At 41.9% G+C, this 20,917-nt stretch carries 19 protein-coding genes; 11 read left to right on the top strand and 8 right to left on the bottom strand.

What is annotated here, in order from left to right; all coding sequences use genetic code 11:
• Positions 1 to 57: 57 nt before the first annotated feature.
• The 3 genes from AC6RV6_RS18140 to AC6RV6_RS18150 all read right to left on the bottom strand — a co-directional run bounded on the left by AC6RV6_RS18140 (position 58) and on the right by AC6RV6_RS18150 (position 6,721).
• A complete protein-coding gene (locus AC6RV6_RS18140; RefSeq protein WP_500242283.1) occupies positions 58 to 1,608 on the bottom strand; it encodes an AGE family epimerase/isomerase in 1,551 nt (516 codons plus the stop codon).
• A gap of 521 nt (positions 1,609 to 2,129) precedes the next feature.
• On the bottom strand, positions 2,130 to 3,311 hold the full coding sequence (locus AC6RV6_RS18145) for a M20 family metallopeptidase (protein ID WP_500242284.1): 1,182 nt from the start codon (positions 3,309 to 3,311) through the stop codon (positions 2,130 to 2,132).
• 17 nt (positions 3,312 to 3,328) lie between these two features.
• Entirely contained in the window at positions 3,329 to 6,721 is a 3,393-nt protein-coding gene (locus AC6RV6_RS18150) for a PAS domain-containing protein (RefSeq protein WP_500242285.1), read from the bottom strand.
• A gap of 312 nt (positions 6,722 to 7,033) precedes the next feature.
• Between AC6RV6_RS18150 and AC6RV6_RS18155 the strand changes: the two genes are divergently transcribed.
• A complete protein-coding gene (locus AC6RV6_RS18155; protein ID WP_500242286.1) occupies positions 7,034 to 8,665 on the top strand; it encodes a Ycf46 family AAA ATPase in 1,632 nt (543 codons plus the stop codon).
• A gap of 47 nt (positions 8,666 to 8,712) precedes the next feature.
• On the opposite strand, the gene AC6RV6_RS18160 is transcribed toward AC6RV6_RS18155, so the two are convergent.
• Complete coding sequence (locus AC6RV6_RS18160) at positions 8,713 to 9,597, bottom strand: hypothetical protein (protein WP_500242287.1); 885 nt, start codon at positions 9,595 to 9,597, stop codon at positions 8,713 to 8,715.
• A 61-nt stretch (positions 9,598 to 9,658) separates the two neighbouring features.
• The gene (locus AC6RV6_RS18165; RefSeq protein ID WP_500242288.1) at positions 9,659 to 9,946 is read right to left on the bottom strand and encodes a DUF427 domain-containing protein; all 288 of its coding nucleotides are present in this window, start codon (positions 9,944 to 9,946) and stop codon (positions 9,659 to 9,661) included.
• 68 nt (positions 9,947 to 10,014) lie between these two features.
• Between AC6RV6_RS18165 and AC6RV6_RS18170 the strand changes: the two genes are divergently transcribed.
• Positions 10,015 to 10,182 carry a hypothetical protein gene (locus AC6RV6_RS18170; RefSeq protein WP_500242289.1) on the top strand — a complete coding sequence of 56 codons (168 nt, stop codon included), beginning with the start codon at positions 10,015 to 10,017 and terminating at the stop codon, positions 10,180 to 10,182.
• Here AC6RV6_RS18170 and AC6RV6_RS18175 read toward each other — a convergent pair.
• On the bottom strand, positions 10,179 to 10,739 hold the full coding sequence (locus AC6RV6_RS18175) for a Uma2 family endonuclease (protein WP_500242290.1): 561 nt from the start codon (positions 10,737 to 10,739) through the stop codon (positions 10,179 to 10,181). The genes AC6RV6_RS18170 and AC6RV6_RS18175 overlap by 4 nt on opposite strands.
• A 94-nt stretch (positions 10,740 to 10,833) precedes the next feature.
• Here AC6RV6_RS18175 and AC6RV6_RS18180 point away from each other — a divergent pair, with 94 nt between their 5' ends.
• Positions 10,834 to 10,965 carry a hypothetical protein gene (locus tag AC6RV6_RS18180; protein ID WP_500242291.1) on the top strand — a complete coding sequence of 44 codons (132 nt, stop codon included), beginning with the start codon at positions 10,834 to 10,836 and terminating at the stop codon, positions 10,963 to 10,965.
• 44 nt (positions 10,966 to 11,009) lie between these two features.
• On the opposite strand, the gene AC6RV6_RS18185 is transcribed toward AC6RV6_RS18180, so the two are convergent.
• Positions 11,010 to 11,663, bottom strand: coding sequence for a PEP-CTERM sorting domain-containing protein (locus AC6RV6_RS18185; RefSeq protein WP_500242292.1), 654 nt, complete (start codon positions 11,661 to 11,663; stop codon positions 11,010 to 11,012).
• A 128-nt stretch (positions 11,664 to 11,791) separates the two neighbouring features.
• Positions 11,792 to 12,967 carry a PAS domain-containing sensor histidine kinase gene (locus tag AC6RV6_RS18190; RefSeq protein WP_500242293.1) on the bottom strand — a complete coding sequence of 392 codons (1,176 nt, stop codon included), beginning with the start codon at positions 12,965 to 12,967 and terminating at the stop codon, positions 11,792 to 11,794.
• A 207-nt stretch (positions 12,968 to 13,174) separates the two neighbouring features.
• On the opposite strand from AC6RV6_RS18190, the gene AC6RV6_RS18195 reads away from it, so the two are divergent.
• The 8 genes from AC6RV6_RS18195 to AC6RV6_RS18230 all read left to right on the top strand — a co-directional run.
• Positions 13,175 to 13,963, top strand: coding sequence for a response regulator transcription factor (locus AC6RV6_RS18195; RefSeq protein ID WP_500242294.1), 789 nt, complete (start codon positions 13,175 to 13,177; stop codon positions 13,961 to 13,963).
• A 397-nt stretch (positions 13,964 to 14,360) separates the two neighbouring features.
• Positions 14,361 to 16,001, top strand: coding sequence for an ABC transporter substrate-binding protein (locus tag AC6RV6_RS18200; protein WP_500242295.1), 1,641 nt, complete (start codon positions 14,361 to 14,363; stop codon positions 15,999 to 16,001).
• Entirely contained in the window at positions 15,985 to 16,869 is an 885-nt protein-coding gene (ntrB, locus tag AC6RV6_RS18205; RefSeq protein ID WP_500242296.1) for a nitrate ABC transporter permease, read from the top strand. The genes AC6RV6_RS18200 and ntrB overlap by 17 nt, the downstream gene beginning before the upstream one ends.
• The gene (locus AC6RV6_RS18210) at positions 16,866 to 17,759 is read left to right on the top strand and encodes an ABC transporter ATP-binding protein (protein WP_500242297.1); all 894 of its coding nucleotides are present in this window, start codon (positions 16,866 to 16,868) and stop codon (positions 17,757 to 17,759) included. The genes ntrB and AC6RV6_RS18210 overlap by 4 nt, the downstream gene beginning before the upstream one ends.
• Positions 17,760 to 17,831: 72 nt before the next feature.
• On the top strand, positions 17,832 to 18,275 hold the full coding sequence (gene cynS / locus AC6RV6_RS18215) for a cyanase (protein WP_500242298.1): 444 nt from the start codon (positions 17,832 to 17,834) through the stop codon (positions 18,273 to 18,275).
• 134 nt (positions 18,276 to 18,409) lie between these two features.
• On the top strand, positions 18,410 to 18,883 hold the full coding sequence (locus tag AC6RV6_RS18220; protein ID WP_500242299.1) for a nuclear transport factor 2 family protein: 474 nt from the start codon (positions 18,410 to 18,412) through the stop codon (positions 18,881 to 18,883).
• A 289-nt stretch (positions 18,884 to 19,172) separates the two neighbouring features.
• Positions 19,173 to 20,033, top strand: a complete 861-nt coding sequence (yhdJ, locus tag AC6RV6_RS18225) for an adenine-specific DNA-methyltransferase (RefSeq protein WP_500242300.1) — start codon at positions 19,173 to 19,175, stop codon at positions 20,031 to 20,033.
• A gap of 2 nt (positions 20,034 to 20,035) precedes the next feature.
• Positions 20,036 to 20,917, top strand: an 882-nt coding sequence (locus AC6RV6_RS18230) for a restriction endonuclease (RefSeq protein ID WP_500242301.1), incomplete at its 3' end; no start/stop codon positions are given.

The raw sequence follows: 20,917 nt of genomic DNA on the forward strand, positions 1-20,917 counted from the left end.
TGTTTTCTCGTCTTTTTGTAGGGACGTAAAATTTTACGTCCCTACAAGGGTTAATGTTTAGCGCACGTCAACAAACGTCACGATTGTTTTCACCAAACCCGGAATGGGTAAGCGAATTCGCGGTTGTTTGATGGAGTCAACTTTAGCCGCAAACAAATAAGGACGAATTTCCACTGCTTCAGGCATATCCATAAAGGCATAGAACAACGTGACAGGCTCATTATGAATGGCTTGTCCGGTGATATAACCCACGAGATCGTGCTCGAAGGAGTGGAACGCATTTTTCCACGAGTGCTGTTTGGGGAATTGAATATCGGGAAGATCCGTTAAAGAATCAACCCAGTGCCAAATGCCACCGTGAACGTGGTCCACCATCGTCTCGAACCAGTAAGCGTAGGTGGTCGGCAAATATTCGGCATAGGAAGGATCCCGCAAACTCAAAGTTGCCGTAGTTTGATCCAATTCTGCCAGAATCCACCACTCTTTATCCGTATCGATAGAGCCATCTTTATTGGGTCGTCGTGCCCAAGTTCCATCAGCAAGATAGGCCTCTTCTAAGATTAAAGGAATTTTTTCTTGAGCAAAGGCAGTCAGTTCGTAATGTCCGGTTAACTTGCCGATTTCATAGATCAGCCACAAGGTTTTAATCGAGTGACCAAAATCTGTATGATCGGTTTCTAATTGTTGTTTTTCGGGATCGGTAATGGCTCCGAAGAACAGGTTCTTATCGGGGGAATAGAACTGCTCGCTCATGATAGTGGCTAACTCTACCAAGTCCTCTTTCCATTCGGTTTGGTAGGGTTCCGGTAAAGTGGGAGCCAGTAACAACATATAGCCGTAAACTTGGTCGAGTTGAGAGACTAATTCTCGTTGATTACTGTAAACCCATTCCTCGACTCCGTCGGGGTTGGTGTAATCGAGGTAATCATCGTGGGCCCAAGCGAGTAAACCCCATTCTTCATCGAAGTAGGTATCAAAAATGTAGTTTTTGAGATCGATGACATGAGTTAAAATTTCGGGATCGCGGGTGAGATAATAGTAAAATCCCAAACCGGCAACGACATAGGCCATATCTTGACTAATGCGTTGAGCTTCTTCGGGTCCGGGAACGCCATCTATGGTATAGGTATAAGCGCCACCTTCTGGTGCTAAAGCATTCTCAATTAAGGAATCGGCACCCGCTTTTGCTAGCTCTAGGTACTTGGTATCTCCGGAAAGATGGTAAGCAACACCATAAGCAAAAACTTGGCGAGATTTGGCGCGGAAATATTCGCGTTCGAGTTTGACGATGCCGTTAACGGGGTTGGCTAGTTCCGGACAAGGATTGCTCTCATCGTACAAAGAGCCGTCGTTACAACGATAGGTAGGATAGTTGCCGATGGGATCGCCGTAGGCAGTCTCCATGTCCCAGAAGGGTAATAAATCCTCTTCGAGATGCTGCAACCAGCGATCGCCAGTGGGAACCTGAGCAATAATTTCGTCGATATAGGCGGAATTGGAGTCCACCAGTGCCAAGGCTGGTGCAACACCTGATGCGAACAGAAGTACAAAACTCAGCCAGAGGCTGGCTACCATCTTGAGTAAACGATGGCGAGTTAGGTCGAACATGAAAGACTTTCCTTTTTTAATTATCAAACAGCACAAAGTTAAGACTTACGCATTGACTTTCTCAATTCTTTTAATGAGAGTCTAGATATTGAGAATCTTGTCTGTATGCGTAGATCTTGCAGATATTGATTACCTTCATCAATAATGATGAGGAAAATACAACTAAGGACAGTGTTTGTAACGAAGAACTTGGTTACTTTTTTCAGAGATATCTTTGCATCAAAGATATTAATTCTCTTGATTTGAGCAACTTATGTTTCCGTGTCTGAAGGTAGCCCAAAACCTTCACAAATGTCCAGTTCTGTTTACAAAACGAAATGTTTTCTGATAAATCTTAGTGGGATACTAAGCAAGGCGATCGCTGAAAATCTTGTAGAGAGTCAAGTTTGTGGTTTCTATGTTTAGGAGCGATCGCCAGCAGAGTGCAGAGATCGCGCGTGATTTTCCATCCTAATACAGCGATGAAGTAAAAGTTGCGATCGTTTTGTTAGAACGCTCAAGGGTTTAGCGGTGAGAGTATGTCAATGTTCCAAATCCCAATACTTAAATGCAGCATAAGCCAAGGTAACAACTCCCGTAACGATCGCTTCCTCATCAGCTTCAAAAGCGGGATGGTGTAAGGGATGATTGGGTTTACCCGGCATTCCCACCCCCAAACGAAACATACTCCCGGGGGCGTGTTCTAAATAAAGAGAGAAATCTTCCGCCCCTAGGGAAGGTTCCGGGATGCGTTGGACGCGATCGCTTCCCCATGCTTCTCGTGCAGATTCTTCCAGCAATTGGGTCATCACTCCATCATTCTGTACCGAAGGCACCCGACGGTTATAATTCATCTCGTATTTTGCCCCATAAGTGCCACAAATACTGGCGATGATCCCCTCGATCCATTGGGGTAAATTCTCGTAGGTTTCCGGGTGAAGCGATCGCACGGTACCCGCCAAACGGACTTGATCGGCAATCACATTTGGCGCTCTACCGCCACTAATTTGACCAAAAGTGAGGACAATAGGACGCAGAGGATTTTGCGTGCGACTGATGGCTTGTTGGAGGGTAGTAATAATTTGAGCGGCGATCCAGATGGCATCCTTTGCTTCGTGAGGTCGCGCCCCATGGCCCGACTCCCCTTGAATAAAGATTTCCAGATCGTCCGCCGCCGCCGTCAATGCCCCGTAGCGAATGCCAATAGAGCGGGCAGGAATAGAGGGGAAAACATGAACGCCTAAAATATTACTCACATCTCGCATTGCTCCATCTCGCACCATCCAGCCTGCCCCCTGAGCGATTTCTTCGGCGGGTTGAAAGAGAAAACGCACGTCTCCGGGCAAATGTTCTCGTAATTGTGAGAGAATCATTGCTGTCCCCAAACCAAGAGTCGAATGAATATCGTGACCGCAAGCGTGCATAACCCCGGGTTTGCGGGAGGCAAAATCGAGATTGGTCACCTCAGTGATGGGGAGAGCGTCCATATCCGTGCGAATGGCCAGCCGGCGATCGCTTTTTCCCTGTCCGACTAATTCCCCTACAACCCCGGTTTTCCCGACTGCTTCTTCAACGTGCAACCCGCAAGAAGACAGCACCCCAGCAATATAAGCCGCCGTTTGGTACTCTTGGCCGCTCAACTCGGGGTGAGCGTGAATGTGACGGCGAATTTCAATCAACCGAGAGGCTAGTGTTTCCGCAAGAGTCTTAATTTGATTCAACATCGATCGTTAATAATGGTTTATTGAAAAGGGAGTTCGATCGCAAATTCGGTTCCTTTGCCTACTTCTGAGGCACAATACAATCTACCGCCATGTTTTTCTACAATAATATCGTGGCTAGTCGTTAATCCCAATCCCGTCCCTTTGCCAATACTTTTCGTGGTAAAAAAAGGATCGAAAATACGCGACTGGAGATGCTGTGAAATTCCTGCTCCATTATCGGCAAGATGGATGCGAATATAAGTTTGTTGGCTATCGCGATACTGACCGAGTTCGGTACTTAAAGTTAGCGTCGGCATAAATTGTACCCCCTGTAAGCATTTTTCTTCGAGGGCATCGATCGCATTGGCCAACAAATTCATAAAAACCTGATTAATATCTCCAGGATAACATTCAATAGCGGGAAGAGAAGCAAAGTTTTTCACGACTTGAATTTCCGGGCGATCGCTATTTTCTTTGAGGCGATGTTGCAATAACATTAAGGTATTATTCAAGCCTTCATGAAGATCGGCACATTTGCGATCGGATTCATCTAAGCGCGAAAAATTTCTCAGAGATTTGATAATTTCGCGAATGCGGTTGGCTCCCGTTTTCATGGATTCTAAAAGTTTCAGAAAATCTGTTGCCATAAATTCAAGATCGAGATCGGCGATCGCGGCTTCGATTTCGGCAACAGGGCGAGGATAATATTTTTGATAAAGATGAATCAGTTCTAATAATTCCTCTGCATAGTCTAAAGCTGGGGCAATATTGCCGTAAATAAAACTAATTGGATTATTGATTTCATGAGCAATTCCTGCAACTAATTGCCCGAGGGCAGTCATTTTTTCATTATGAATGGCTTGGGCTTGAGAGCGTTTGAGTTGGTGGAGGGCTTGTCGCAGTTGTTTGCTCTTATTTAATGCTCGCTCTTCTACTCGTTTTCGCTGCATAAATTCTCCGAGTTGGGCTGCGACGACATTCACCAAATCGACCAAGTGTAAATCACAGATTAAAGGGATTGTTTTGAAAAATATTAAAATTGCTAAAACGCGCTTTCTTTTGAGAATAGGAATCCCAAAACAAGCTCTTAAACCTACTGTTTCTGCTATTTTTCGACGATAAAAACTCTCTTCGCTAGCAGAGAGAATATCTTCAATCCATTCTGGTTTTTGAGAATGATAAATTTTGCCTGCAAAACCAATGTTCGGAACGCGATCGATGGCTCGGGAGCGATCGAGAAACTCTTGTAATTTTGTTTGACTGGCATATCCTCCGCGCACGTATTGTAAGTTTTCACCTCGATCGATGGGAATCCATGCTTCGGCAACATCCCAATTAATCGTCTGACCAAATAAAGGTAAAATCATAGCGATCGCATCTTGAAAATCCCGAGCGCGGTTAATGGCTCGGGCGGCTGCTAATAAAAGACGCAATTCTAATTCTGTTTGTTTGCGATCGCTAATATCTTTAGTCATTCCCAGCATTTGCAAGGGGCTTCCTGCTTCATCCCAAGCGGTAACTTTTCCTTGAGAAACAAACCATCTCCACTCTTCTTGTTTGGTCCGCATTCGCAAATCAACTTGTACGGTACGATCTGCAAAATCACTTTTTAAATGATTTTTAAGCGTACTAAATACTTTTGGTAAATCTTCAGGATGAACTAATTTTTCAAAAGTAGAAATATTGCCTTCAAGTTCTTCTTCTCGATATCCAATTAATTGCTTCCATTGTTTATCATAAAAAACCTCGTCTGTTTGTAAATTCCAATCCCATAAACCTAAATTACTATTTTCCAATGCTAATTGCAAGCGATTTTGATGTTCTTGTAATTGACCTTCAATTTCTTTTAACTCATTAATATCAATCATCGTTCCTAAAATCTGCTTGGGTTGTTCATTTTCCGCACGAGAAAAGATAATATCTCGACTGAGAAACCAGTGCCAGTTTCCATTATGATGATGGCGCATTCTATATTCGATCGTAAAAGTTTCTCCATCTTTCCCATTTGCCAACTGTTCAAAATAAATCTCTAATTGTTTGAGATCGTCTGGATGCATTAATTGAAAATGAACTTTGGATATCTGCTCATAAAATTCTTCAGCAGAATATCCCAACATATGAATCAGACATTGATTAAGATAGAGATATTCTTGGTTTTCAAAATCATAAAAATACCAAGCATTCGGAGAAGTTTGAATGATTTTCAGGAGGAGTTCTTGTTGTTGTAATAAAGCATTTTCTGTTTGTTTAAGTGGTGTGATATCAACAATAATTCCATCCCAAATGATATCACCATTCTTTTGTTTTTCAGGTTGAGCAACTCCTTTTAACCATTTCTGTTTTCCCGACGAGGTATGAATGCAAAACTCCAACTCCCAAGGTTGTAAAGATTTGGCGCTATTTTTCAGGGTTTTAAGGAAGCGATCGCGATCGTCTAAAATGAATAAATCAAAGAGTATTTTTGCGTTCTCTATAATTTTATTGGGATCGATCTCAAACAAAATCTGACATCCTTGAGAAATATACAGAAAACTCCATTCTCCTCGCTTAGACTGGCGAAGCTGATAAATGGTACCGGGAACATTTTGCGCCAAGCGATCGAGTTGTGAGTTAATCGTTTTTAATTGTTCTTTTTGTTGTTGGTAATCGGTTAAATCTTCAAAAGTTCCAGAAATTCCAGAGATTTTTCCATTCGGTAATAAAGTCGGAGCAGCAGTAATTTTGAGATGGCAATAGCGATCGCCTTTAAAACAAGAGCATCGCAAATTATAGATTGCTTTGGTTTTCCGTCCCGATATTAACGCTTTGAATTCTTCCTCATGCTGAAAAATATCATCGGGATGAATATAAGCGATCGCAGTTTTGCCTAAAGTTTCCTCAATGGAAAATCCAGTAATATCAGTCCAAGCAGAATTTAACAATAACCAAGTTCCCGATAGATCGATTTGAAAAATAACTTCTTTAATCGAGTTAAGAACTAAACGGTATTTTTCTTCGCTTTTTAGTAGCGCATTTTGCGCTTTTTGTCGCTCAATTGCATAAGTTAGAGAACGAATTAAAAGCTGGCTTCCGACTTGGTTTTTGATTAAGTAATCCTGCGCTCCAGCTTCTAACACTTGACGATATAGTTGTTCTGTTTTTTCGTTTCCTAAAATAATAATTGGTAAATCAAAACTCCACTTTTTGATTTCCTTTAAGGTTTCAATGCCTTGACTATTTTTGAGAAAGAGATCGAGTAAAATAACATCAAAACCATCTCTATTTTGTAGGTATTTTCGAGCTTGAAATAAAGATTGCGAGTTGTGGCAAGAAATTGAGAACTCAGTTTCTCTTTCAATTGCCAAAAACACATCTTCAAGGAGAGCAATACTGTCTCGATCGCTTTCAATTAAAAGTATTCTGATATTGCCAGATAGAGACGTTAAAACCATAATTTTTCTGTCCCGTTAATGAAGTTTTCGATCGCCAATAAATATTCAAAATGTGTTAATAGAGAGTTTTCAAGCTGACGAAATAGCATTTAAAATCAGTTATATTTTTTTCACTAACAAGATAATTGAATTTATGGCTTGTTGTCAAAAAAACAAGAGATATTAAGTGAACTTCACTTCATCGTATAAGATTTGCTCCCCAGCGATCGCCATAAAATAATAAACATTTTTCTACTTTTTTCTCTGATTTGGCAAGGGTCAAAAAGCGCAAAATCGATTATAATAAAGAAGTTTGGCATTTTTCCAATAATTATGACGGCAAATGCGATCGCATCTCAAGAGAGCAATGATAAATTTTCTCGGGCGCATCAACATCTCATTGATGAAATTAGTCTCGTCATTCGAGCGCGTTATCCTCTTCTTTATCTGGTTGCTGTCGAAGAAACGCCAATTCTGAATATTCTCGAGCGGGTTGCGGGATTGTTATCACCAGATCATCAAGTTTTAGCTTGGGATTTAGTGAGAGGCTGGGAGGATAATAATGCCAATCGCAACTCTGTTATGGGAGCATTAGAGCGCATTCGCCGACAGGAAAAAACCGAACCGAGAATTTTTGTTCTCAAGGATATTCACTTTATTTTACGATATCCGCAACATCCTCAAAATGCTCCTGTGGTTCGAGAACTGAAAAATCTGGCAGTAGATCTCAAGCACACTCCTCATACTCTCACAATCGTCAGTCACGTTTTAGAAGTTCCGGCAGAGTTAAGTGAAAATATCACTGCGATCGATCTGCCGTTGCCCGATCTTGAAGAAATCAATCGCCTGATTGAAAGTAAGATTAATCCCCAACAATTGCAAATCACAGGACTAGCACAGGAACAATTAGCTAAAGCCTGTCAGGGGTTGAGTCGAACTCGCATTGAGCGAGTTTTGAACAAAGCCCTACTTGCTAAAGATAAGATCGATGAAACTGCGATCGATGGAGTATTGGAAGAGAAAAAACAAGCCATTCGCCAAACGGGAATTTTAGAGTTTTTTACCTCTCGAGAATCGTTAAAAAGTGTCGGCGGTTTAGATAATTTAAAGCGATGGGTGCGAATGCGAAAGGATACATTTACGGAAGAAGCGAGGATGTATGGTATCCCCAATCCCAAGGGCGTATTATTGGTGGGCATACAGGGGACGGGAAAATCGCTCTCGGCGAAAACGATCGCTTGCGAGTGGCGTTTACCATTGCTGCGGTTGGATATGGGGCGTTTATTCGGAGGGTTAGTCGGAGAAAGTGAGAGCCGCGTGCGGCAGGCGATCGAAATTAGTGAGGCGATCGCGCCCTGCGTGGTATGGATCGATGAAATTGACAAGGCATTCGGGAATTTAACATCAGGGGCTGATGGGGACTCGGGGACATCTCGGCGAGTCTTTGGTTCTTTAATTACTTGGATGCAGGAAAAAACAACGCCTGTTTTTATTGTTGCCACGGCGAATAATGTCAACATTTTACCGGCTGAATTATTGCGAAAAGGTCGTTTTGATGAAATCTTCTTTTTAACGTTACCCACGCAAAAAGAACGAGAAGATATTTTTAAAGTTCATTTACGTAAGTTGCGTCCTTCTCGAATTCGAGAGTTTGATATCGAGTTATTGGCAAAACAATCTAAAGAATTTAGTGGGGCGGAAATCGAACAGGCAATTTTTGATGGGATGCACTATGCTTTTAGCGATCTTACTGAAGGACAGCGCCGGGATTTTGCCACGAATGATATTATTCACGCTATTGAAGAAACGGTTCCTCTCGCCGCGATCGCTCGAAAACCGATTGAAGCCTTAAGGCGTTGGGCAGCCGAAGCCGGGGCGAGGACAGCTTCTAATGATACACAACTTTCTGAAGGCTTACGCCATTATCTGTTGCGTCGTAAATTGGAATGGCAAGATGAAGAATAAAGGCGAAATTTTTTTAAACTTTTTCTAGATTGGTAATTGCCAATCTTTTAGTGATAAAGCCACAATGCTACATTCTTAATATATGTTTGAATATCTTGTAAGGCTTTGGGATTATTTTTGAGCTTATCTCCGGGGGGTTCGTCTACAAAACTGGGACAACTGCGATCGCAGTCAAAATTATAATCGACAAAGTGGTGAAAAGTAGATTGGGCAATGACTCTCCCCCATTTATTTCCTATTTCATCGGTTAAAGATTCGGCAGCAACCACTAAATTAAAAGAACGTCCGCTTATTTTACTCGTTCCTGTGGCGATCCCTCGGGCATCATTTCTATTAACAGAAACGCCAACACCACCTTCGTGAGGATGCGAAGGAAAATACTGAAGTGTTTCTCCTGTATCGGGATTTTTAAGGAGTTCGTGAATGGGCGCGATCGCGGTAATTTCTTGATAGTCCCCATTGCGTCCCGAATGATAGTTGGGAAAGGAAATATAGGATGTTTCTGTATCATCGGGACAGCAGCGAGACTCGTCGGGATCTTGTTGCTGAGTATGAAAATAATGATAACAACCGATTTCAGGTAAAGCCCGCATGGAAAGACCCATATCTTGATGATCTCGCGTGCTGAGAATACCGCCTCCTTGTTGGTGAAAGCGAATAATTCCTTGGCTATCTTTGTCGCTTAAACCTTCGCCGACATCTAAGGCAAAGAGCCAAAGTTCGTCAAAGTTTTCGCGATCTAAATTGCTCAAAATGGGATCGTTACCGTTACGATCGGGTTCGCGATCGCGGGCGGTAATTTCGCATAAGATATTTCCTTCGCTATCTTTAAGGGAAGCCAAATAATCCTGCAAGATAGAAAAGTTCGCGATCGTCCAATCGTCTTCTGCTGTTGCTAAGAGCGTTGTTTGTAAGAGGATACGAATAGGCATTATAGTTGTCAGTTATCGATTATCAGTTACCAGATCCCTGTAGGGATGTAGCATGCTACGTCTAGGATTCGATAGAAACTTTATTACGATAGAAAGCGACATAACCTTCTATATTTTTTGCTCTTTCTTTGGTTTGAGGATAATACCAAGCGGCATCTTTAATCTCATTGCCATCAACAACAAGGTTATAATAGCTGGCCAGTCCTTTCCAAGGACAAGTGGTATGAGTGTTACTTTCAGTAAAATAGTCTTTATTAATGGCATCGGGAGGAAAATAATAATTTCCTTCAACTTGTTCGCAGTTGTCGCTTTGAGCGAGAATTGTTCCGTTTAGGGTGACTGTTGGCATGGCGATCGCATAATCTCGATGAAATAACCTTTTTATTATCTCTCATTCTGCGAAAAATCGTAAATCCTATGAAACAAAATCTTGCAATTTTCTTGTTTTTGGCGATCGCGGCGCAATTTGCTCTTTTCTTTTTCTTGGGTGAGGGTGCGATTGCCGAAACTGAATATCGCGATCGCCGTTTGGTTGTCGCAGGAAATCTGCACGATGAAATAAAAGATTGGCGATCGATGCCTTAATCTTTTTTACCTAACTTTAGCCAGTTAAAAACTTCTTGTGCCGTAAGTTGTAAGTTGATATCCGATAGCACTTGCAGTTTGCGATCGCCTCGACAAACTTCTATTTTTTGTTGGGGCGTTAAAATGAGTATGGAGCGATCGTTTGGATCGATTAACCATCCTAATTGGCTTCCATGACAAAGACAATACAAAAGATTATCAATGACTCGATTTGTACTTTGGTCGGGTGACAGAATTTCAATAGACCAGTCTGGTGCTTGCGTAAAATTATCTTCTGGTTCATCAAGTTGATTGAGTTGAATCTTATTCAAGGACAAGACGACAACATCTGGAACGATTGAACGACCTCCAAAAGTACAACGAAGCTCGGGTAAAGTCAGATAGTTTGGAGCGTGTAGTTCATCTAACAGTCGCTTTTGCAAAACGGAATGTCGAAATTTAGGCATCGGTTTCTGAATTGCATCACCTGCTACATATTCCCAAGCAGGAGATGTTTCAAGATTGGGTAACTTCAGAAATTCTTCTAGTGTTAGTTTTTGAGCGAGTATCGTAGTCATACTCTTTAATTTAGATATTTAAAACTTTAGTTTAGCATATTTTATCTGCGAAGTCTATGTCAATTTTTACAGTCTACAATATTCGCTTGTTGAGTTGTTTTATCGACCTGCTCTCAATACTTGCTCTGCTGTCAAGTTCAAGTCGGGAAAAGTAAGAGAAGAAATCGTGCGATCGCTTCGCGTTAAAGATGAATGCGATCGCCAACATCTTGAAGCTAAAAAATAGCAGAAAGAAATAAAACCAATCGCTTTAGCAAAGCGGATTTGGTATTAGTGTACTTTGCGACGCAAAGCCAATAAACTTCCGCCAAAAAAGCCAAAAGCCAATATAGATGCTGGTTCGGGAACATCCGTTGAGACTCCAACTGCTTCTAACTTCACATTATCAAAGTAAGCATCTCCTGCTACTCCCTGAGAACTGCCAAAATCTTCAAGCATAATCCGAATAGCATTGGGAGTCTCAAAATTAAATGAATATGAATGCCAAATTCCATCATCTTCAAGGACAGAGGCTGCACCAGATGCCCCATAAGTACCAGCCAACCAAGTATGTGGACCCGGTAAACCAAAACTATACCCAGCAAAACCACCTAAATTATTGGGAACACTTCCTGACTCAGCTAAACCTAGATAATCAAAAGATAGACGATAGCTTCCCGAAGTGCTGAAGAGAGGAAGTGCGCTGAATACATCGCCTGCCCCATTAAGTGCTGTAAAATTCAAGACTTTATTTGCAGAATTTAATGGATCTATGACAATTTGACCATTATGAGAGCCACCACTTTTTCCAACCCACTGCGACAGGTCTGATTCAAAGCCATCTGAGAATAAAACTAAGTCAGCAGCTTGGGCTGAATGCGTTAAACTTAATCCGATGAAACTAACAAATGTGGCGATCGCATATTTAAAAGATTTTCTAACCATACTCAACTTTACCTCGATACATTGTGAAAATTCGATTAAAACTTAATCTTGGCACATAATAACAGATCTAAAGCTATGTACTTGAGAATTTATCTCTGTTTTACAAAAATATATCTCAGGAGATCGCTTTACTCAAACACCATCGGCAATCGTACTGTAAACGTCGTCCCTCGATCGACTCGACTTTTTACCGTAATCGTACCGTTTTGTAATTCGACAAACTGTTTAACAATACTCAATCCCAAACCGGTACCGGGAATATTACTAACATTACGACCGCGATGAAATGGCTCGAATAAGTAAGCTCTGTCCTCTGGAGGAATTCCGATACCTTCATCTTGAACGCTCAAAATTAAGCGATTTTGACGCTTGCTACATTTTAAACGAATCGCTTTTCCATCAGGAGTATAACGCAGCGCATTAGAAAGGAGATTACCGAGAATAGAGCGCAATAATCGCTCATCGCAATGAGCAATCATTTGACGACTGCGACAGACAAACTCAATCGGCGCATTTAAACGATAATACTCGCACTCTGTTAGTAGACTGCGGCAAAACCCCACCAAATCGAGATATTTTTGTGAAACCTCTAATATCTTCGCTTCAATTTTACCGATAATGAGAATGTCGTCGATTGTCTGAGTCATGCGCTCGACATTGGTACTGACGGCTAAGAGATAATCGGCCTTCTCTTCTGATGTCAGTTGAGAATCGTAGCGTTTGAGAGAAGAAGCCGACAATGCAATCGTATTGAGAGGGTTGCGAAATTCGTGACAGACCATCGAGATAAAACGCGATCGCATCTCACTCAATTCTTGCAATTGTTGGTTGGCCTGTCGTAGTTTAGCAGTGCGTTCTTGAACTTTAAGTTCTAACTCTTCATTGGTTCTTTGCAAGACTTCCTCAGCCCAACGTCGCTGAGAAATATCGCGAAATGTCACGACGGCTCCGATCAGCCTACCATTCTCTTCTCGCATCGGGGTACTTATATATTCAACTGGAAAATTTGTACCATCTTTGCGCCAAAATACCTCGGTTGTGACGCGATGGGTGCTACCATCCTGAAAAGCTGCATAAATAGGGCAATCTTCGCGACAATAGGGTGTCCCGTCAGCATGAGAATGATGTAAGACTGCGTGCATAGATTTGCCGATCAGTTCTTCAACCGACCAATCAATCATCGCCGCAGCAGCAGGGTTGACAAAAGTAACATAACCATTGAGATCGAGACCGTAAACACCTTCTCCCACAGCATTGAGAATCAATTGATGCTGGCGACGTAACTGCTTTAATTCCTTTACCATTGGCTCGCTTACTGGAGCGGATACAGGAAAGGTAATCGTAGAAAACTTTGAATCAAACATCCTCTCGATTTTGCTTTTAAATAGTATAACGCGCTACATCGCGAAACCATAGATTCGAGCTTAATGAAAAGTATTGCATAAAACTAAGATCGGTCTTTGATATCTAGACTCGGGAAATTTTTCTCGTAGGAATTCTCGAAATCTATTATGAAAACGATACTCGTAATTGAGGATGAAACTCAAACTCGCAATATCTTTTTAAAGTGTTTGCAGTTTGAAGGATTTCATGCACATGGCGCTAGGAATGGCAGGGAAGGCGTTGAACTGGCTCAAAATTGTCAGCCAGATTTAATTGTCTGCGATATTATGATGCCGGATATAGATGGTTATACGGTTCTCTCAAAACTGCGATGCGTTCAAAAAACTGCCGCAATTCCTCTTATTTTTTTAACAGCTAAAGTGACAATGGCGGATTTGCGTCGGGGGATGGAATTGGGTGCGGATGATTACTTGACTAAACCTTGTACGGTAGAGCAGTTTTTAGCCGCGATCGCAACTCGTTTGCAGCGTCACGAAAACTTAGTAAATTTGTATAAAGATGCGCTCGCTACTCCTCGGAAGCAAAAAAATACAACTATTTCTCAATCCTCTAGCGATCGCTTCATTTTCCCAGATTGCCCTAAATTAGCAAAAGTCTTTCACTTCATAGAGACTCATTACCACAAGTCCCTCAATCTTAATGATGTGGCTCGAGAAGCCGGTTATTCGCCAGCCTATCTCACCAACTTAGTACAAAAGCAAACCGGCCGCACGATCAAGCAATGGATTATTGAGCGACGCATGACACAAGCGCGAGAATTATTGAAGACAACGACGAAATCGATACGGCTAGTTGCAGAATTATCCGGCTATCCTGATGCAGGATATTTTACACGTCAATTCCGTCAAGTTCATGGGGTTTCGCCTTTGAACTGGAGACAACAATCTAGCCCATAATTAAAAGAATCAATCTCAAAATATTAACAGTTAGCAATGAGCAAAAGTTGGATCGAACTTCTGTTCAATTATTTAGCTGGAAATAGATTAATATCTTAGCGTTTCGAGTCAATTGATGTGAAAATTTGTTTCATACAGCAAGCAATAAAAAAGGCAGTTATGGATATCGAGTTTCAGGTTTAGAGAAAATAATCTGTATCTGAATTAACACAATACCAATAAATTTCTATCCTACTCAATATTGCTAAAAAAAATCCAATTTTTATCTAAAGAAAATCTAATGACTTCTTTTTAGAGTACCTGATAAAGTAACCCATAACATTTGCTGGAAATCTTAAAGCAATAAATTTTAGCGATCTGTTGAGTTTAGATAGTTAGTTTAAGGTAGGTATTAATTATGACTTTAATTTCGGCACAGCAGACTTTAAAACACTTAAATAATCCCAATGGTCGTTCCGGAAAATTGTCCAATTTACAGTCATTATGTAATGTTTGTGGGAAACAGCATTCCAGCTTCGATCGCGGCCAATTTATCCACACCATGCCCCAAGACCCTATCGATTTAGTCGATGATTTGGTGAAAATGGGACTCTATAAAGAGAATCAACTGCGAGCCGCCGATGCAGTTAATACCTACGAACTGAGAAAAACTTTGTTTCTGAAGCGAGTTGGGCGCGGCGATCCCAAACGAGAAGAGTTGATTTTAGCCCTCTGTCAACAAGCAGGAGGCTTAGAAAATGCTTTCGCGGCGGCATTTGGCGATCGCGCCGGACTTTTCTTCGCCGATACCATTCGCAATAGTTACCCCACCCGTCGGGAGTTTTTGCGAAATATGACCATTGGAGCGGCTCTCGTTAGTTTAGCCAGTTGTGGCGATCGCGGCTCTGACAGTGCGGAGAATGAGGCCACAGAATCGGCAAATACAGAAGGCTTAGAAAAAACAGATTTAAGAATTGGCTTCATTCCTATCACTTGTGCAACTCCTATTATTATGTCCGAGCCTTTAGGGTTCTATAAAAAATATGGATTTAATGCCCAAGTTGTCAAGATGCCCAGTTGGGGAGCCGTCCGGGATTCTGCGATCGCAGGAGAACTCGATGCTTACCATATGCTGGCACCCATGCCTATTGCCATGACCCTCGGCCTCGGTTCCGGTGCCTTTGGGGTGAAATTAGCCAGCATTGAAAACATCAACGGTCAAGCCATTACCGTAGCCGAACGTCACAAGGGCAAAGTCAACGGGCCGGAGGATTTCAAGGGATTTACCATCGGCGTTCCTTTCCCCTATTCCATGCACAATTTGCTCTTGCGGTACTATCTGGCAACGGGTGGCATTGACCCAGATGTAGACGTGCAGATCCGTCCGGTGCCGCCTCCCGATAGCATCGCTCAATTAATTGCTGGGGATATTGACGCTTATCTCATGCCGGATCCTTTCAATCAACGCGCCGTATACGAAGGTGCCGGCTTTATTCACCTACTCACTAAAGACCTATGGCCGGGACATCCTTGCTGTGCCTTTGCCGCCAGTGACGAATGGATTGAAGCGCACCCGCAAACCTTCCGATCGCTCAACAAGTCAATTATCGAAGCTGCGAGTTATGCCAGCGATCCTAGTAATCGTCCGGAAATCGCCGCCGCCATTTCCTCACGGGCTTTCTTAAATCAACCCGTGGAAGTCGTAGAAGCCGTCCTCACAGGTAATTTTGAGGATGGAAAGGGCAATACTTTGAGCATTCCCGATCGCATTGACTTCGATCCCTACCCTTGGCAGAGTTTTGCCAATTGGATTTCTTCTCAGCTTGTCCGGTGGGATTTACAAGGAGATGGACTGGCACCGAAAGCGATTCCCGATAAAGGCTATGACACGGTAGGGAAAGAGGTTTTCTTAACCGATCTCGCCCGAGATTTAGCTCGAGAGTTAAACCAAAATCCTCCCTCGGAAATCTATCGGACGGAGAAACTCAAATTCGATACTTTCGATCCCACCGATCCCGAAACTTACGTCCAAAAACAAATTGATGAGTACGGTATTTAATGATGAGGAGGTCTCTAAGATGACAGTCAATCGATCGCCTAACAAAATTTCTCTTGCTAAAAAGTCTTTTGCTCAAGAATCTTCTTTCTTTACCGAAAATGTGCGTGCATTTTGCCTCTTTGTCGGTTCTCTGGCTGTTTTTCTGCTTTTTTGGGAACTTGGGGCGCGTGCGGGGATTTTCGCCAAAGGGATGCCCACCGCGTCCAAGACCATTCAGGAGTTATGGTGGTGGTTGAGTCACCCATTTTTCAACAACGGCCCGAACGATTTGGGGATTGGTTGGAATCTGCTGATTAGTTTGCGCCGAGTGGCGATCGGCTATGTTTTAGCCTCTGCGATCGCGATTCCCCTCGGGATTCTCATTGGCATTTCCCCGGTTGCGAGCAAGGGTTTTAACGCATATATCCAACTCCTGAAACCCATTTCTCCTTTAGCATGGTTGCCTCTGGGACTTTATATCCTTAGAGATTCCGAACAAACTGGCGTTTTTATTATCTTCATCTCTAGCATTTGGCCGACCCTGATTAATACTTCTTTTGGGGTCGCGAATGTCAATAAAGACTATCTCGATGTTGCCAAAACCCTTGGGGCTTCAAGATGGCGAACGATTTTTAAAGTGATTATTCCGGCGGCACTTCCCAATATTCTTTCGGGGTTGAGAATCAGCATGGGGATCGCTTGGTTGGTCATTGTTGCGGCAGAAATGCTCTTGGGGACGGGACTGGGTTATTTCATCTGGAATGAGTGGAATAATCTCTACATTCCTAATATTTTGGTCGCTATTTTTATTATTGGCTTAGTGGGGCTGATTTTAGATAGTCTTTTTGCCGCCGCCGAAAAATTTGTTACTTTTGGTCGAAACTCATGAGTGTTGCTTCTTTGAATTCAATTCACCCAACGGATACCGCGCCGGTATTGCCTGCGGCTCAACTCTCGATCCGCAATGTTACCAAAGTCTTTCCGGGTAAAAGAGACTTTTTTAGCAAATTATCCCGCAAAACTTCGGCAGATTTTACCGCGATCGCAGATATCAGCTTGGATATTGAACCCAATACCTTTGTGACCATTATCGGGCCGTCGGGTTGCGGAAAATCAACGTTACTCGATATGATTGCGGGACTTTCTGCGGCGACAGAGGGTGAAATACTGCTCAATGGCGTGCCGATCGCAAGTCCGGGTCCCGATCGCGGTATGGTCTTTCAAAACTACGCCCTCATGCCTTGGATGAGTGTAGAGGAAAATATTCACTTTGCCGTCGAAACCGTCTACCCGAAGTTATCACCGCGAGAAATCAAGCGCATTGTCAAAGAACACATTCAATTGGTGGGTTTGGTGGGTGCCGAAAAGAAACATCCCCACGAAATTTCCGGCGGAATGCGCCAGAGGGTGGGAATTGCCCGCGCTTTGGCGATTAACCCGCAAATCCTCCTCATGGATGAACCCTTTGGCGCATTGGATGCTCTCACCCGGGGATTTCTCCAAGATGAGGTCGAGCGGATTTGGGAGCAGCAACGCAAGACTGTCATTATGATTACGCATAGTATTGAAGAGGCATTACTCCTTTCCGATCGCATTGTCATGATGACCCGAGGACCCGCAGCACGAATTGACGAGATTCTGGAAGTGCCTTTCCCGCGTCCTCGCAACCGCGAAACCTTGGATCTCCATCCGGCATACCATGACTTAAAGGCAGAGATGGAAAGCCATCTTTTCCGCGAGACTCGTGCGGTTGAAGAGTCTCGGGTTCGCGGCCGCTAGATTTTTCTCTCGCATCTTTGCATTTTTCTCACATCTTTTCACTTTTTTTCACTTATTACGAGGATTTAAAACATGGCAATTTCTGAAACGACCGAAAAGCTCTTGGCTGCTAAAAAAGAGGCCGGATTGACCTTTGCAGATTTAGAGGCCAAGGTGGGTTATGACGAAGTTTGGATTGCATCGGTGGTTTATCGTCAAGCTAGCGCTTCTCTGGAAGAAGCCACTAAAATCGTCGAGGCGATCGGTGCTGCGCCTTATTTGATCGAACCTTTAACCGAATGCCCTCTGAAAGGGTCTCTAGAGCCAACAATTCCCACAGATCCCTTAATTTATCGTTTTTATGAAGTGATGCAGGTTTATGGAATGCCCATCAAAACCGTGGTTCACGAAAAGTTTGGGGACGGCATTATGAGTGCGATCGACTTTACTGTTGATGTGGAGAAGGAGGAAGATCCCAAAGGCGATCGCGTCAAAATCGTGATGTGCGGTAAGTTCCTTCCTTACAAAAAGTGGTAATACCCCATTCAATAACCTCTGTAGGGACGTAGAATTCTACGTCTCTACGGAATACAAAAAATGACCAAAATAATTGAAGTCTCAAACCTCCCACTTTAGCGATCGGAACTGATAACTGATAACTGATAACTGAAATGACAACGCCGCAAAAATTAATTCCTCCCTTTAATCGAGAAATTGCGATCGCTAAAGTTCGCATGGCGGAAGATGCTTGGAATAGTCGCGATTGCGATCGCGTTTCTTTAGCCTATACGGAAGATAGTTTTTGGCGCAATCGTGCGGAAATTTTCCAAGGACGAGAAGCAATTCGCGCTTTTCTGCGTCGCAAGTGGGATAAAGAGTTAGATTATCGCCTCACCAAGGAATTGTGGGCTTTTAGTGAGAATCGGATTTCCGTGCGCTTTCAGTATGAATGGCACGATGATGCCGGACAATGGTATCGTGCCTACGGAAATGAAAACTGGGAGTTTGACGATCGCGGACTGATGCGGCGACGAGAAGCAAGCATTAACGATCGCCCGATTTCTCCCTCGGATCGCCGTTTTCACTGGCCGACCTCTGCACCTCGACCTCAAGATCATCCCGGGTTGATTGATTCTCCTGAATGAGTTATGGTTTCGGTTATATTTAGCCTAGATCGAAAGAAATTTGCGTTCCCAGTTTGATTAGCTGCGATCGCAAATTTCTTGCTACTGCTGACAGAAGTGTAAAGATTTGAGAGCTAGAGACAAGTAAAATATTACAAAATTTCGCAAAATGATGCTTTTTAAAGATTACGATCTTCTTGCTATTGGTTTTATTTCTTAGTATTATTTTTTTAATTATTCAGACTTGTCTTGTTATTGAAGTTGAGGTGAATGGTTGTTTTTTAGGGTTGGCGTGACACGCCAAAAAATCATGAATATTTTTGAGAATAAAACCTGTCGGTTAATATATGGGAATACTGAAGAAATAATCGATCATTATGTACTAGATTCTTCTGTTGACCTGATTTTTGTCGATCCACCCTATAATATTGGTAAAAGATTCGCTAACTTTCATGATAAGTGGCCGAGCGATCGAGACTATGCTGAGTGGTGTTATCAATGGATTGATATTTGTATTAAAAAACTTAAACCAACAGGTTCAATGTATATAATGACAAGTACGCAGGCAATGCCTTATTTAGATTTATATATTCGAGAAAAGTTAACTATTCTATCTCGTATTGTCTGGTCGTATGATAGTTCCGGCGTGCAGGCACAGAACTACTATGGCTCGCTGTGGGAGCCAATTTTATTCTGTGTTAAAGATAAGAAAAATTATACATTTAATACAGAAGATATTCTTGTAGAGGCAAAAACTGGATCTCGTCGTAAACTCATTGATTATAGAGGTAAAACGCCAAAGCTTTACAATACAAAAAAAGTACCCGGCAATGTTTGGAATTTCTCTCGAGTTCGTTATCGGATGGATGAATATGAGGAGCATCCATCTCAAAAACCAGAGGCATTAATGGAAAGAATTATTAAAGCAAGCTCTAATGAAGGAGATATTATCCTCGATCCTTTTGCGGGAACTTTTACAACTTGTGCAGTTGCTCAACGTCTAGGTCGAAAATGTATTGGTATTGAATTTCAAGAAGATTATTTTAAAATTGGCCTGCGCCGATTGAACATTACCGATGAATTCAATGGTGAAAAACTTAAACCATTGAATAAAAAGTATATCAGAAAAAATGGATTGTGTAAAAATAAAAGAAAAATGGAGTCAATCTAAATATGGAGCATGAATTTACATCGGTTATCAAAGATATTTTAAAAAAACATTTTGGTGGTTCTGTAGAAGAAATATTTGCAAGAAGCTATCTTATCCGTTACTTAAATCACAAAACAAAATCTGCAAGTAGAGGAAGTAAATCTAGAGGCTCTTTTGCAAATCACTATGCTATTTATGTCCTTGTTGAAGATTATATTGCCAAAGGTTTTACAGATCGTACTAAATCATCATATTCTGAATATGAGGGAGCAAAATATACAGAACTATTGACTAGAATGAGAGAGCTTCCTTTTGGAAAAAAACTTCAAAATCATGCAATTAATAGTAGAATGAATGATGAATTTAAGAAGTTTTTTCCTGATGTTAAATATCAACCAATTATAAGAGATTTAAAGACAAAGAGATATTGGATCAATGAAAATATTTTGAATATTGTAGTAGGTAGGGAACAATATAATATTGCTTCTGCTATTATTGAAATAATTGATGCTTATATTGAAGCGAAAAAATCGGCTTTCGATCGCTTTATCAATTATACTTCTAAACTTGCTGAAATATCAGAGCAAGATGCTGAAAAAGCAAGAGATTTTATCAAGCAACAAATACAGCCAAATGTTGATGCAAGAATATTTGAAATAGTGAGTTATGCTATATTAAAGGCGCATTATGCTAATACTGTTTTGTATTGGGGTTGGAAACCAGAGCAATTAAACGAACAGTCACTTGCGCTTTACAAAACTGGGCGTACTAATGCGAATGATGGAGGAATAGATTTTGTAATGAAGCCATTAGGACGATTTTTTCAAGTAACGGAAACCCTAGACTTTAAAAAATATTTCTTAGATATAGCGTTTCTTGAACATATGAGGTACAATATGAGGGAA

Source organism: Spirulina sp. LEGE 11439 (assembly GCF_059821285.1).

What these genes read in the sequence shown, in the direction of transcription:
- AC6RV6_RS18140 (WP_500242283.1), bottom strand. Translation starts at nt 1,608, where the DNA reads ATGTTCGACCTAACTCGCCATCGTTTACTCAAGATGGTAGCCAGCCTC.
- AC6RV6_RS18145 (WP_500242284.1), bottom strand. Translation starts at nt 3,311, where the DNA reads ATGTTGAATCAAATTAAGACTCTTGCGGAAACACTAGCCTCTCGGTTG.
- AC6RV6_RS18150 (WP_500242285.1), bottom strand. Translation starts at nt 6,721, where the DNA reads ATGGTTTTAACGTCTCTATCTGGCAATATCAGAATACTTTTAATTGAA.
- AC6RV6_RS18155 (WP_500242286.1), top strand. Translation starts at nt 7,034, where the DNA reads ATGACGGCAAATGCGATCGCATCTCAAGAGAGCAATGATAAATTTTCT.
- AC6RV6_RS18160 (WP_500242287.1), bottom strand. Translation starts at nt 9,597, where the DNA reads ATGCCTATTCGTATCCTCTTACAAACAACGCTCTTAGCAACAGCAGAA.
- AC6RV6_RS18165 (WP_500242288.1), bottom strand. Translation starts at nt 9,946, where the DNA reads ATGCCAACAGTCACCCTAAACGGAACAATTCTCGCTCAAAGCGACAAC.
- AC6RV6_RS18170 (WP_500242289.1), top strand. Translation starts at nt 10,015, where the DNA reads ATGAAACAAAATCTTGCAATTTTCTTGTTTTTGGCGATCGCGGCGCAA.
- AC6RV6_RS18175 (WP_500242290.1), bottom strand. Translation starts at nt 10,739, where the DNA reads ATGACTACGATACTCGCTCAAAAACTAACACTAGAAGAATTTCTGAAG.
- AC6RV6_RS18185 (WP_500242292.1), bottom strand. Translation starts at nt 11,663, where the DNA reads ATGGTTAGAAAATCTTTTAAATATGCGATCGCCACATTTGTTAGTTTC.
- AC6RV6_RS18190 (WP_500242293.1), bottom strand. Translation starts at nt 12,967, where the DNA reads ATGGTAAAGGAATTAAAGCAGTTACGTCGCCAGCATCAATTGATTCTC.
- AC6RV6_RS18195 (WP_500242294.1), top strand. Translation starts at nt 13,175, where the DNA reads ATGAAAACGATACTCGTAATTGAGGATGAAACTCAAACTCGCAATATC.
- AC6RV6_RS18200 (WP_500242295.1), top strand. Translation starts at nt 14,361, where the DNA reads ATGACTTTAATTTCGGCACAGCAGACTTTAAAACACTTAAATAATCCC.
- ntrB (WP_500242296.1), top strand. Translation starts at nt 15,985, where the DNA reads ATGAGTACGGTATTTAATGATGAGGAGGTCTCTAAGATGACAGTCAAT.
- AC6RV6_RS18210 (WP_500242297.1), top strand. Translation starts at nt 16,866, where the DNA reads ATGAGTGTTGCTTCTTTGAATTCAATTCACCCAACGGATACCGCGCCG.
- cynS (WP_500242298.1), top strand. Translation starts at nt 17,832, where the DNA reads ATGGCAATTTCTGAAACGACCGAAAAGCTCTTGGCTGCTAAAAAAGAG.
- AC6RV6_RS18220 (WP_500242299.1), top strand. Translation starts at nt 18,410, where the DNA reads ATGACAACGCCGCAAAAATTAATTCCTCCCTTTAATCGAGAAATTGCG.
- yhdJ (WP_500242300.1), top strand. Translation starts at nt 19,173, where the DNA reads ATGAATATTTTTGAGAATAAAACCTGTCGGTTAATATATGGGAATACT.